Origin of the sequence: Pseudomonas fluorescens (assembly GCF_003732425.1) — a bacterium.
In the GTDB taxonomy this organism is placed as follows: Bacteria; Pseudomonadota; Gammaproteobacteria; order Pseudomonadales; family Pseudomonadaceae; genus Aquipseudomonas; species Aquipseudomonas fluorescens_BE.
On record NZ_MOBX01000013.1, the window covers coordinates 216,692 to 229,685 of the forward strand.

At 53.4% G+C, this 12,994-nt stretch carries 12 protein-coding genes; 8 read left to right on the forward strand and 4 right to left on the reverse strand.

What is annotated here, in order from left to right; translation table 11 throughout:
• Window positions 1-135: 135 nt before the first annotated feature.
• The 3 genes from BK670_RS11350 to BK670_RS11360 all read right to left on the reverse strand — a co-directional run bounded on the left by BK670_RS11350 (window position 136) and on the right by BK670_RS11360 (window position 2,133).
• On the reverse strand, window positions 136-555 hold the full coding sequence (locus tag BK670_RS11350; RefSeq protein WP_123451340.1) for a DUF6691 family protein: 420 nt from the start codon (window positions 553-555) through the stop codon (window positions 136-138).
• A 2-nt stretch (window positions 556-557) separates the two neighbouring features.
• Window positions 558-992 (reverse strand): YeeE/YedE family protein, encoded by a 435-nt coding sequence (locus tag BK670_RS11355; RefSeq protein WP_123449834.1) that lies wholly within the window; start codon window positions 990-992, stop codon window positions 558-560.
• An 82-nt stretch (window positions 993-1,074) separates the two neighbouring features.
• Window positions 1,075-2,133, reverse strand: coding sequence for an ArsO family NAD(P)H-dependent flavin-containing monooxygenase (locus BK670_RS11360; RefSeq protein ID WP_123449835.1), 1,059 nt, complete (start codon window positions 2,131-2,133; stop codon window positions 1,075-1,077).
• Between the two features lie 358 nt (window positions 2,134-2,491).
• Here BK670_RS11360 and BK670_RS11365 point away from each other — a divergent pair, with 358 nt between their 5' ends.
• The 5 genes from BK670_RS11365 (at window position 2,492) to BK670_RS11385 (ending at window position 8,686) form a co-directional block, all read left to right on the forward strand.
• Window positions 2,492-3,739: a hypothetical protein gene (locus BK670_RS11365; RefSeq protein ID WP_123449836.1), complete on the forward strand. Its 1,248-nt coding sequence runs from the start codon at window positions 2,492-2,494 to the stop codon at window positions 3,737-3,739.
• A gap of 20 nt (window positions 3,740-3,759) precedes the next feature.
• Complete coding sequence (locus BK670_RS11370; protein WP_123449837.1) at window positions 3,760-4,095, forward strand: hypothetical protein; 336 nt, start codon at window positions 3,760-3,762, stop codon at window positions 4,093-4,095.
• A 147-nt stretch (window positions 4,096-4,242) separates the two neighbouring features.
• Complete coding sequence (locus BK670_RS29735) at window positions 4,243-7,101, forward strand: patatin-like phospholipase domain-containing protein (RefSeq protein WP_221178368.1); 2,859 nt, start codon at window positions 4,243-4,245, stop codon at window positions 7,099-7,101.
• 170 nt (window positions 7,102-7,271) lie between these two features.
• On the forward strand, window positions 7,272-7,412 hold the full coding sequence (locus tag BK670_RS30215) for a hypothetical protein (protein ID WP_404942478.1): 141 nt from the start codon (window positions 7,272-7,274) through the stop codon (window positions 7,410-7,412).
• A gap of 725 nt (window positions 7,413-8,137) precedes the next feature.
• The gene (locus BK670_RS11385; RefSeq protein ID WP_123419591.1) at window positions 8,138-8,686 is read left to right on the forward strand and encodes a hypothetical protein; all 549 of its coding nucleotides are present in this window, start codon (window positions 8,138-8,140) and stop codon (window positions 8,684-8,686) included.
• Window positions 8,687-8,813: 127 nt separating this feature from the next.
• Here BK670_RS11385 and BK670_RS11390 read toward each other — a convergent pair whose 3' ends face one another.
• Window positions 8,814-9,281, reverse strand: coding sequence for a transcriptional regulator, SarA/Rot family (locus BK670_RS11390; RefSeq protein WP_123449838.1), 468 nt, complete (start codon window positions 9,279-9,281; stop codon window positions 8,814-8,816).
• A 293-nt stretch (window positions 9,282-9,574) separates the two neighbouring features.
• Between BK670_RS11390 and BK670_RS11395 the strand changes: the two genes are divergently transcribed.
• From BK670_RS11395 to BK670_RS11405, 3 genes are all read left to right on the forward strand, one after another.
• Window positions 9,575-10,195: a TetR/AcrR family transcriptional regulator gene (locus BK670_RS11395; RefSeq protein ID WP_123451344.1), complete on the forward strand. Its 621-nt coding sequence runs from the start codon at window positions 9,575-9,577 to the stop codon at window positions 10,193-10,195.
• 95 nt (window positions 10,196-10,290) lie between these two features.
• Complete coding sequence (locus tag BK670_RS11400; RefSeq protein WP_123449839.1) at window positions 10,291-11,799, forward strand: efflux transporter outer membrane subunit; 1,509 nt, start codon at window positions 10,291-10,293, stop codon at window positions 11,797-11,799.
• Window positions 11,796-12,986 carry an HlyD/EmrA/EmrK family protein gene (locus BK670_RS11405; protein WP_123449840.1) on the forward strand — a complete coding sequence of 397 codons (1,191 nt, stop codon included), beginning with the start codon at window positions 11,796-11,798 and terminating at the stop codon, window positions 12,984-12,986. Before BK670_RS11400 ends, BK670_RS11405 begins: the two co-directional genes overlap by 4 nt.
• Window positions 12,987-12,994 lie beyond the last annotated feature (8 nt).

Here is a 12,994-nt window from a genome sequence, read left to right on the forward strand (position 1 = left end):
CGCTCAGCTGCAAAGAAGACTCGTGGATCGTTCAGGTCAGACATTCAATTCCCCTGAGCCCAGTAATTGAAATAGCTTTAGTCATGGAGCAGGTCGACAGTTTTTCCGTCATTCGCATTCAACGCTTTAGCCTAATCAGGTCGTGCGTCGACGCTCAAGTAAAGAGAACAAGTACATACCGGCCAACATCGCCAATACGAATATGATGATCCGCCCGTGCCCCGTAAGCAGAATAGCGACCGCTGGCCCAGGGCAGATCCCCGCAATTCCCCAACCGATACCGAACACCAGGCTGCCGCCAATCAAGCGGGCATCCAACTCCCTTTTCATTGGTAACTGCATGGGGGCACCCAACAAGGATTGTTTGTTCTTGCGCGCCCAATTCAGGGGAATAACCGCCACTGCGATGGCACCTCCCATCACCAGTGCGAGTGACGGATCCCAGGCCCCGGCCACATCAAGAAAAGCCAATACTTTGGCGGGGTTTGTCATGCCTGCCAAGAGAAGACCAAGGCCGAAGATCAGGCCAGAAAAAAATGCGGCCAACTTGATCACGTTCATGCTCCCACCACGTGACGAATGACGTACACCGTTGCAAACCCGGCGAACATAAAGCACATCGTTGCCGTGATGGATCGAGCTGATAGTCGAGAGATGCCGCAAACGCCATGACCGCTGGTACAGCCGGAGCCGTAACGGGTTCCCACGCCGACGAGCAGCCCCGCAATAATCAGGGCGGGCCACTCTGCCCTGATCTCGATGTGCGGCAAAACGTTAAATGCTCCCCATAACAATGGCGCAAGCAACAGACCAAGAAGAAATAGCGCCTTCTCGCTCCAACCTTCGCTGCCAAATTGCATCACGCTTCCAATCAGACCACTGATGCCTGCGATGCGACCATTTGCGAGAACGAACATGCTGGCCGCCAGGCCAATCAAGGCTCCTCCACCCAGGGATGTCCAAGGCGTAAAGTTGACCCAATCAATACTCATTTTGCGTCTCCTGCACAGAAGTGCTGATTAAGGAGGTTGATTTTGGTGTAAATCAGCGTTGACTGAGCTGAGGTGCGCCGACTCACTGCTCCATCAAGAACTGCTCAATTTCCTCAACGGTACTGCGCGCCGTTCGGGTCACGCCGATCAGTGTCGCGGAAGCGGCGCCTGTCCAGTCGCCATAACCCACCAGCCACAAACGCGGCTCCTGAATCGAATGCGTACCTTTGACGGCCACGCGCCCGTCGACGGTACACACGCCCAGTGATTCCAGATAGCCGAGGGCAGGGCGGAAGCCGGTGCACCAGATCACCGCGTCGACCGGCGTTTGCGAGCCATCAGCCCACGTCACGCCGGTCTCGGTGAAGCGCAGGAACGGCCGAACCGCGTGCAGCACGCCGCGCTCCCGAGCCTCGACAACTGGCGGCACCATCACGATGTCGCCCAGGCCGCCAACCGGCTGTTCAATGACGATGCCGGCCAGCTGCGCTTTCCAGCGTTCGGTGGCGCGTTCGAAGAGCACGCGTCCATCAACGTCATCGGCAAGAAACTCTGGCGGTTGCGGAGTGACCCACGTGGCATCGGCCACTTGCGAGACTTCAGCGAGGATCTGTGCACCGGAGTTGCCACCGCCTACCACCAGGACTTTTTTTCCGGCAAACGGCTTGGCGTTAACGTAGTGGGCCGAATGCAATTGCTGGCCGGTAAAGGTTTCGCTGCCGGGGTAATGCGGCAGGAAGGGATGGCGCCAGGTGCCGGTCGCGCTGACCACGGTGCGGGCCAGCCAGCTGCGGCCCTGGGCTTTTACGTTGAGGTGATTGCCCCGACGTTCGATAGCGTTGACCCAGTAGGGCCGTTCGACAGGAAATTGGTAGCGTTGCTCATACTGGCGCAGGTAATCGACTACGTTGTCGCGACTTGGGTAACCGTCAGTGACCGGAGGCATCATCCAACCGGCGATGGAACTCCAGGTCGACGGTGAAAACAGTCGCAGGGAATCCCAGCCATGCCGCCAGGCGCCACCCGGTGCCGCTTCGGCATCAATAATCACAAAGGAACGCCCGGTACGGCGCAGGAAGTAAGCCACGGCGAGTGCGGACTGGCCACCGCCAATAATCGCGACATCCACTTCGGCAGGCATGGGGAACCCTTGGGTCAGCGAAAGTCAGGTTACGTTAATCCATTCGAAGCGGACGTTTGTTGATGTTGCTCAAGCCCACGCACTTTGAACCGCCCGATTTTCTCGCCGTCTTCCTGCATCTTACGGTTGTTATGCCTTACCTGTTCACGAATATTCCACTTCCGCCGCCCGATTCAACCGTGCTCAAAAAACCGGAAGGTCGCTGCGCAAGTATATAAACCATTGTTCGCATCAATATATCTGAATGAGCTATTGATAAATAATTGAAACAGTTGCAAGTGACCGTTATCAAAAAAATGATTGCCTAAAAAAAGCGCTGCTATAGTTTTCCAACAACAATTGGAAAAAGGGGTATGTCATGCAGGATTTGATGGCATTCAAGGAAGTAAGCAGGGGACTATTTATACTTATTCTCGCACTCATAGGCAGTGGTTGCGCCAGCGTAGTGTACAAAGATGCCGCCACGACCTATGTCGCTGCAGGACGCCAAGCGGGCAAACAACTGGAAGCTTCATCCAGACAACTCGACGCTGCACAGGATGTAATTCGATTCGACAGGATCACGAGTGACGCGTCTTGCCCTATCAGGGACGAGCGTTTATTTGTTCGCAACGGGGACGGTGATCCCGAAACGGTAGCGGCTGCCTTGAAACGCTTTGAAAACCAGGCGGCACTTGATGATTGCAAGCAATTGCTAAGGTGCGAGCAGTCCTCATCGAGTAAAAAGCGGGGCGCACCTGCAACTTGCGCATCGGCCTGCTATTCAAGTTCAGAGCGTAGTTGCCTTACCCAACTTGAAAGCAGTTACGCAATTGCGCTTAAAGGGGCTGCGAATCAGCCAGTAGATCAAAGACAAGCATTGCAGCAAGAATCCTCCCGGTTCTTGACACTTCTGGAGCGCACCGAGTACCGGCGAGCGGGAAGTGTCGAGAGCCTGTTGGTTGGATCTGGAGTGCGCGATCTTTCCGAGTATATGGATTTACTGGCAAAGGTTGCCGAGGAAAGAAAATCAGAATATCCGGAAGACGCCAAAGCACTTTCAACAAGACTGTCATCGCTGAGCAAGTCAGTCAGCGAAGGGACAGGTAAGAAGCTGTCCGCTGCCTCCCAGGAGACGCAGACACAAGTTAATAGCGCGATCGAAGCCTTGGGTAACTTTGCCGGAGTCGTTCAAAAAATGGCACAGGATGCGCAGGACGCTTCAACGATCAAGAAGCTGGTAAATGCCAATGAGGTCAACGTCGAAGATTTGATCGGCAGATTGCGCGCCGTGGCGCTCGGAGACACTAACTTGGCAGCGGTGTACTCGCAACAGGCTGCGCAACGAGCGCGCGCAAGGCTGCAGGCCAAATTCAAATCAACGGCCAACGCCTATGACAGGTCGCTTCTGTTGGCAGCACGTGACAAGTACCTGAACCCCGAGGGGGATGCCGACGCCGCTACCGTTACCCAGATTTTTGACAGTCTCTCAAAGTCACATCAGGCGCTTGTTTCCTTGGTTAATGATCCAACGGATGAACAGAAGATAGCCATTGCCAACGAACGGTTGCAGAACTTCAAGACGGTGGTTGTGGCTCTTGCTGATGTGATCCAGAAGGTCAAATAAACGTTATCCAGGAGGTTCGTATGGCGAATGAAACGGCAGCTTCCGTGTTGTACCTCGAGACTTGCAAGCTTGCGTACACCGAAACGAACATGAGTAACAATCCCAGGGCGCCATTCCAGTCCACGGATGAAGATACGCTGTCTGTGCAGGCGACCGAGGTTGCTGACGCTGCGCGCGACCTGCGTAACAAACACCCGGCCTCTCTGGACGATGCCCAGGTGAATGAAGCCATCGCTCGGATCCGTGAGGCGCAAACACTTTTCGATTACATCAATAACACTAATGGCGCTCCGCCGCCGAAACACGTCATTTTCGGAGCGGTAGCCAATGCGGTGGATCAAGTGAACTCACTATGATTCAAAGTTGTTTTGCTCTTCCAGAACTGGCTTGGTCCTGGGTCAAGTTGTCGTGCGAGTGATCGTGCAGGTAGTCAATCCTGACAAGTCCAATTTGAATCTGTCGCAGAAGATGACGCCCTGATATGACTCAGGAAGGAGCGCTCGATGGATGGTAACGGTCCCGCCGACAAATCGCCTGTCGACAAAGAAAACTCTTCATTGGATGCTGCCGAAACCCAGTACAGGTGCGAGAGGGAACGAATTCGTCTGCGCCGTGACGGGCTGAACATAAAACTACCCGTTCCACCCGATACCGATACACGCAGCTCGATTTGGGGACTGGCCTTATCGGGTGGTGGTATTCGCAGTGCAACGTTCTGTTTGGGGGTCACCCAGGCAATGGCTCGTGCCCGTGCGCCCGATAACAGTGTGGGGAGCACAACAAAAAACGATATCGGAAAATTTCTGTTACCTCACTTTGACTATCTCTCCAGCGTCAGTGGCGGCGGTTATTTCGGTGCATTTTTCTGCAGTCTGTTTCAGGGCGGCAGGCTACGTCCCTATCTGGAAAAGTCGAGTGTCCAACAGGGCCCCATAGAGCAACCTGATGCTGTTCCCTCCGACCCCGCTATCAAAGTAGCGGCCAGTAACGCCTACGAAGTCCTACGCTTCGAACCGCCGGGGCGCATTCACACCCATATTCGCTATGACGAAAGCGGGGAACATCATGTCGGCGATGGCCCCACAGCGTGGCTGCGGGAAAACGGCCGATACTTGACGCCCTCTGGTTCAGGCGATGTGTTCTATGGAGTGGCATTAGCGATTCGCAATTGGCTGTCCGTGCATTTCGTGATTGGCATGCCAATCCTCGCGATCCTTGCGTTCCTGATGCTGATTCAGCAGTTCGTAAACTGGTATGTGATGAATCGCTTTACCGATGCGCCTTGGTCCCATCTGAGTTCGTCGCTTTGGTGGATACCACTGGGTTATCTGTTGCTGTTCACAGCCCCTCAGACAGTGGGCTTCTGGCTGTTCTATTCCAAGAAAAATGTGGATAGCGACGAACCCGAGCCGCTCAATCTGGCTATGTTGATATGCATGTGCCTGGCAGCGGCATTACTGGTGGCGCTTGTGTATTTTGACGATACACGCTTGACCAGATTGCTCTTGGTTGGATACCTGGTGTTTCCCGTGCTCATTCTTGCAGTTTGCTGGGGCATTTTGTCCGCCTATCGGCCAGGACCCGGTCAGCGGACCATCCGCGGCTTTAGGGTGCAGATCACCAAAAGCCTGTCCTCGTCGATCATTACCGTTCTGGTGCTGACTTTTCTCGCGGCCGCACTTGAGGCGTCACGCTGGCTCTTCGAGTTCTTGTCCAGGTTTTCGGTGCTGACGCTCTTGACGCCGGCCGGCGTTCTGGCCGCAACAGTCTGGGTTACCCGTACCGTTACCGGATTGATGGACGAGCGCTCAAGTAAACAGTCCATTCTCAAATTACCGTTACCGCTGCTGGCGATGGTGCTTGGCGGGGGGATGTTCTGCCTTGTGGTGCTGTCTTGGGGGGTGCTGTTGCAGTGGCTCCTGATACCCGCCATTTACGTCTACCCGATCGCTTGGTGGAAAGCGATCCCCGTTCTGGTTATCGCCTCCATACTAACGGCCATTGGCGGCTCCTTTTTCGGTTTCTTGAATCTTTCTTCCTTGCAGGCGCTGTATTCGGCGCGGCTGACCAGAGCGTATCTGGGGGCCTCGAATGGGTATCGATTCAAATGGTCGGATGTGCTGAAAGAACGGGTAGACAAGCTGAGTGTCAGCGAAGCCCTGCCTGGCGACGATCTCTCGCTGGAGGACTACTACGGCAGTCAATCACTGGCACCACTGCATCTGATCAACATTACCGTGAATCTGACCGTCGACCCGGCAGGGCAACTGGTTCAGCGAGATCGCAAAGGTATTCCACTGTGTATTGCGCCCAGTACCTACAGGCCGAAAATGGAGGCCAATGGCGACCTGGCAAAAGTCGTCTGCAACTACAAATTCATTCTGGACGGCACCCCGCGCACACGTTCCAGGAAACGGCACGCGATTAGTGAGGCCGACCAGGCGCTGACCGTCGGGCATTGGGTAGCCACATCGGGCGCAGCATTCTCCACCGGTCTGGGACGAACCACATCGCTGGGTACTTCGCTGGTTTGCGGGTTGGCCAATGTACGTCTGGGGACGTGGTGGCCAGCCAACTTCGTTGAAGAAAACGCCTCCACGAACCAGACTCCGCAACCCAAGGATCCGCTCCTGGCCAGATGGCTACCGACACCGTGCTATCTGTTCAATGAGTTGACGGCCAGCTTTCATGGCCATCATCGCGATTACCTATATTTGTCTGATGGCGGGCATTTCGAAAATACGGGGGCGTATGAATTGCTGCGGCCTGGTCGTCGGCTCGATCTGATCGTCCTGTGTGACTGTGGGGCAGACCCGGACTATCAGTTTGAAGACATCGCCAATCTTATCCGCTTGGCGCGACTGGATCTGAAGCTGGAGATAGAGGTTGATAGGGACTATCTGACCGACAGCCGCTTTAAAGTGTTGGAGAACATCATCGGTTGCTACGAAGACTTCCTCACAAAAACGGCTAAGGGCGATGGCCTTGATGCGTCCAGCACAGCGGATGACCAGTGCGCGTTACTTTTCAATGTCTACGATCATGATTCTGCGCCGCGTCGGCTGGTCTGCGTCCTGCTGGTAATCAAGCCGAACTTGATCCGGCGAGTAAACGATGATGTACGGTTCTACTCGGTCACCCATCCGGCGTTCCCGAACGAGCCGACCATTAATCAGTTCTTCAACGAGTCGCAGTTCGAAAGCTACCGACAGCTAGGCCTCGGTATCGGTCAACTACTGTTCGGTAGCGGACGAAGGACACACACCAATAGGAAGAGCGGGGCGCTTGAAAGCTATGAGACCGTGCTCTGGGCGTACCTGAACGAGAAGTTCAAAAAGATCGGCAAGCCCGTTCATGCCTGAGTCCCTGCGGATTAGCTTTGTAAACCAGCGGTTCCATTATCCGGGTGCATGCATGCCATGACCGATAGCAGCCAGTCAGCTTCAAAGCACTCAATCTTCCTGGCCTTTCAAGGCGGGGAGCAAAGGGAATTATTCATATAGGTGGGTTGCTCGCCATTAATGAGCTTGAATTGGATATAAAAGGCGTATCCGGTACTTCTGCAGGCTCGATAGTAGCGGCGTTGGTTGCTGGCGGCTTCAACGGGATTGATCTGGCAGACCCTGCGTGCACGAGCAGCGGAACACGCTGCCCTGAAGTGAAACGGCACTGAATCAGTTTCATCGGCAGCCACCTCATTCAATGACTCGCCATGAACACGAAGGACATGGCCCGTTGAGAGAATGGATGCCAGAAGCAGATATGTCGAATCAGTGCCTTACGAGACTCATGAGCATTTCTAACATGGCATCTTGTTTAACATAATATACATTACACGTAACAAGATGTTGCGAGATCAGCCCGGTTGCACAGTTGTCGAGGTTACTGAAATGTGAGAAAAAACTGCAAAAGATGAGAATGCCGCAAAATCAAGACCTTAATTTTCGTATTTCATCCGGCACCTCACGAATTCTCAGTAAAATATGAGGATCTGGCAGCCAGAAAGCTCGGAAGAATTTTCTTGGCTGTGTGGCAACGCGGGCCTTTGCCGTCTCTGTAATGCCTAATTTTACGTCATGCGCAGCGAATCCAAAAACATCCCCTCCGATTGCGTGATCGCACACTGCATGCGAAATCGCCTATTCGTTTGAATTAAAGGAGTCTTTTTAGGGCGTGCTTGTTCGTTTACGGCATTACTCACGTCAGAAATCCACCCTTAAACGCGTCGCTGTGTGAAATCTGGAACGTATCGCGTGGACTTGTTGCGCAGATCTAGAGGGCTGTCACATCAGATTTAAAGCCTGGTGAAGCCTCTTCCTTTCTCCACAAAGGTCTCTGCCACCGCATGCTTGAATGCCACCCTACAAACGTTGCCTCACCAATTGATGGAGAAATTACATGTGGCTGTGTACCGAATGGAAAATCGACTGGGACGCCGTAGCGGCTGTGGCGACGTCTGCTGCTGCAACAATTGCACTTATTATCTGGAGCTTTGATAAAGCTCAAAGAAAACGTGAACGGGCTGCAAGCGCAAAGCTCCTAGCTCAGATCATGACCACTCCCGTTGGAGCTACCCAGATAGAGATCGCGAAATTCAGATGCTATGTAGTGCCCTCTGATGGCGATCAAACCTATGTGGTGGATTTGCTAAATGATGAAAACACACGGAAAGATCTGGCTGCTCAAGCCACGAAAATCACGATCGAGCTACCATCTCAATTCTTAGATAAAGCTGACATTTTCAATGAGACAGTCAACAACAGGCTTGCCAATGCTTTCTCACAAGTGAACCGCCTAAAAAAGATGTCCAGCCTCCTGGGTGATCTACCAAACTCAGCAACGGAAGACGAAATTTCTCAGCACCTTATGGCCGTTCTCAGCCAAATCAAAGAGTCGGAACAAGCCACAATGGAAGCTTTCCAAGCTCTTTTAAGAGCCGGAAAATAATCTTGAGTTAGATTTACACCGATTCGCGCTTATAACAAAAAGCCATAACTCAACTAAACATCTATTTAGTTGAGTTATAAAGCTATCTGCTGTCGAGCATGAAATCTCCGGTTACTGGCAGATTTTTCTAAAGTCGATGCTCAACTATTTTTTGGAGTAATTTTTTACCTAACTTGGCAATAGGTGCGAGGTCCGAGCCCGCGAAAAGTGCGGTGATGTGTAGTACGTCCGCACCGACATTATTTAATGAATTTTGCCAGCGACCGTATAGAGCGCCTAGCGCAAGCTCATAAATTTCAAGACCTTGATCAGTTAACTGCAGCATAACTTTCCGACGATCTGGCTTCTCCCGTCGGCGCTGCACAAAGCCTGACTTTTCAAGTTTATCGATACTTTGTGCGATTTTGGATGAAATGATATTCAAATGCTGACTACATTGCTCCGTTGTCAGCGCAGTACCCTGCGCCAAGCTATCAAGAATTCGAAAGTCCATGAGTGTCAGGTTTTGGCTGGCCACGGCCTCCTCTATCCATTGCCCCATCGCTTTGTTTACGCTCTCAAAAATATTAAACGCGTCAATTAAATTCGTATGCACTCCTGCCTCCTAAGCACTGCAACTACAATAAAACTAAACGACCACACACAGCTTGCTATTAACTAGCAGTAACCGCCGATTTATAAAAATGACACAAAATGGCATATAGACAGCAATAAGCCAGCCACTCTAACAGTCACGGGCTCGATGAGTTATTACAAAAAGCCATAGTCACTATTCATGTTATGAATGCCTTATTCGCCCCCATTTTATTGACCGGGATTATATTTGGACATATAAATACCCACAGTTTCTATTGGCGTTTTCACGCTCAAAAACAATCAGAGCACTATATGGAATCCAAGCCCGACCACCTGAAATCCGCCAAGCTGCGTAGCAGATCCTCCATAGGGGCTGTTCGCAGTCCTCAGAGCACAGAGGCCATTCTTGAGGCTGCTGCAGCGATTCTCGAGGAGCGTGGGTATCGAGCATTTACTATGGATGCCCTGGTGGAACGGGCCGGTTCGAGCAAGCCTACGATCTACCGGTGGTGGAAAAACAAGAGCGCCTTGCTTAGGGATGTTTATGAACGCACCGCCCTGACATTCGTGACACAGCCGGACACTGGAGATTTGAATAAAGACTTGATCGTTCACCTGCGCTCACTTTGGAGTTGGTGGCGGACCTCAAGTGCGGGCGAAACATTGCGTAGCCTGATTGCCGAGATACAGCACGAACCGCAGGCTCTAGAGGAGTTCAGAAAAGAGTTTTTGCCACGTCGCGAGCGTACGTTAAGAAAGATTTTTGCACGCGCTGTAGAGTCGGGCGACATCGTTGAAGGTCCAGCCGTTGAAAGCGCAGTCTCGCTACTTACCGGTATGTCGTGGCTTCATTTGGTAACGGCGAACCTCGATAACCTGGATGACATCGACCATTCAGTCTCCGTAATCGTTAAAGGACTAAGAGCCAGTTAAGTCGCCTTTTTTTGCCCATAACGACACTGACAGTTTTTATTGAATCCTGCCCCATCTTTGGCCTGATTTCTATTTGCCGTAAGAGAACAAACGTAATGAACAGTTGTAAAAACGAGGCGTCAGCGCACCCACGTTATGGGCTTCCCCTTGCCGCTCGATTCTCGGTAGCGGCGTTGGTGGTCCTGCTAAGCGGATGCGCCTTCAATGATTTGAAGCCAGTCTCAAGCCTGCAAGAACCCGGAAACGCCAGTGAAACCTTAGCCGATGGCGGGGCCACGCTATCGCCATCTGCTTGGCCAACTCAAACCTGGTGGAGCAGTTTCAACGACAAGCAACTGGATAATCTGGTTGAGGAGGCGCTGGCACAAAGCCCGACGCTGCGCTCCGCTGCCGCTCGCGTGCGCCAGGCGAGCGCGCTGGAAGCAATAGAGGGCGCGTCGCTGTTGCCGCGTATCGACGCATCAGCGAGCACCACCCGTGAGCGATTCAGTTCAAATGGCACCACCCCTGCCCCGGTTAAAGGCACCTGGCAAAATGTCGATCAGGCAACGCTGAATGTCGGTTACGAATTGGATTTCTGGGGAAAGAACCGCGAAGCGGTTGAAGCCGCTGTTGGGCGCAGAAAGGCGCTTGAAGTCGATAGTCGCGCGGCATCATTGATTTTGTCATCGGCCGTTGTACAGACGTATATCGCCCTGCAGGATACGTACGAGCAGCTAGACGTAGCCCAGGCTTTGTTGAACCAGCAAATCGATATCGAAAAACTCACCCAACAACGATTCACTGCTGAGTTGGGCAGTCAGATCGATATCAAGCAATCACAGGCATCGCTTCCCGCCAGTCGCGCCAATATCGCGGCCTTGAAGGAAATGATCGAGCTGAACCAGAACAAGCTTGCCTCTTTGTTGGGCCAAGGGCCTGATCGAGGTAGATCGATTACCCGCCCTCACCTGCTAGCCAGCAACAACGTGGTGATGCCCACAAACATTCCAGCCGAACTGGTGGGACACCGCCCCGATGTTGTTGCTCAGCGCTGGCGTGTAGAGGCGTCGGGGCATGAGATTGAAGTCGCGAAAGCGCGTTTTTATCCCAATGTGAATCTGACAGCCTTCGTGGGGTTGCAAAGCCTTGCGTTCAGCACTTTCAACGATCACAGCAGCCGAATTCTGGGCGTGTCGCCCGCTATCAGTCTGCCCATCTTTGAGGGCGGGCGTTTGCGCGGCAATCTGAGTGCACAGAACGCGGCTTACGACCTCGCCGTCGAAAATTACAACCAGACCGTTGTCGATGCGCTTCGCGATATTGCCGATCAGTTGTCTTCGCTGCGTTGGTTGAAAGAGCGAATGGCGCAGCAATTGGATGCGGTCAATACCGCGCAAGCCGCTTCTGATCTGGTCAACCTGCGTTACGGCGCGGGATTGGCAACCTATCTGCAAGTACTGGCCACCGAGAATGCGACCTTGGCCCAGAAGCGCCAACTGGTGACGCTGGAGTCTCGCGCACTGTCGCTGCAAGCGAACCTGAGCCGAGCATTGGGCGGTGGCTATCGCCCGGAACTCCCTGCCTCCTCCCCTGCAAATTCCACCGTAGTTGATAAATCATGACCTCCCCAACGCCCTCCTCTGCTGACGCCTCCCGTCCATCCAAGTCATTTCGTCCGCAGTTGCTACTGATTGCAGCGATCGTCCTGCTATTAGCCATCCTCGCGAGCTGGTACTTCCTTGGTCTTGGCCGCGAATCCACCGATGATGCCTACGTGGACGGTAATATTGTGCAGGTGACCTCTCAGGTCAGCGGAACCGTGACAGTCATCAGCGCCGATAACACCGACCATATCGATGCCCACGCTCCTTTGGTCACGCTCAATGCAGTCGATGCCGAAATCCAGTATCAACGCACTCAATCGAACCTGGCCCGCACCGTACGACAGGCGCGCACCCAGTATTACCAGGTGCAACAACTGGAAGCTGAGGTCAGTCAGCGGCAGAACGACGTGCGCAAGGCTCGGGATGACGTTCGACGTCGCAGTCAACTTGCCGCAAGCGGCGCGGTGTCTCGGGAAGAGATCAGCCACGCCGAGGAAGTGCTGAAAAACGCGCTCGCCGGGCTCGACGGCACGCGGCATGCATTGGCAGTGCGCCTGGCCATGGTGGATAACACCACGCTACGAACGCATCCCGACGTGCTGGTGGCTGCTGCCAATCTGCGTGATGCGTTTATTTCCCTGCATCGCACACAAATTAACTCGCCGGTTAGCGGACTGATCACCAAGCGCAGTGTGCAGGTCGGCCAGCGCATCAGTCCGGGTGTTGCTCTGATGTCTGTCGTTCCGATCGATCAGGTTTGGGTGAACGCCAACTTCAAGGAATCGCAGATCGAGGACTTGCGAATCGGACAACCTGTGGAGTTGCACGCCGATGCCTATGCACGCAAGGTTATGTTTCACGGAACCATCGTAGGGCTGGATGCCGGGACTGGCAGCGCTTTTTCGTTGATGCCGGCACAAAACGCTACGGGCAACTGGATCAAAGTCACTCAACGCGTGCCGGTCCGTATCGCCCTGCGTCCTGACGAAATTGCCGCCAATCCATTGCGCTTGGGGCTATCAATGAGGGTGTCCGTTGATACCACCGATACCAGCGGCGAGCGACTTAATAAAAAGACACCAGCGCAACCTGCCTATAGCACCGATATCTTTGAGAACGAACTCAAGGATGCGAATGACATCGTCGAACAAATAATCAGCGCCAACGAAGACCGTGGCCCCTCCTCCCAGCTGTTGAAACCTTGACGAGTCCG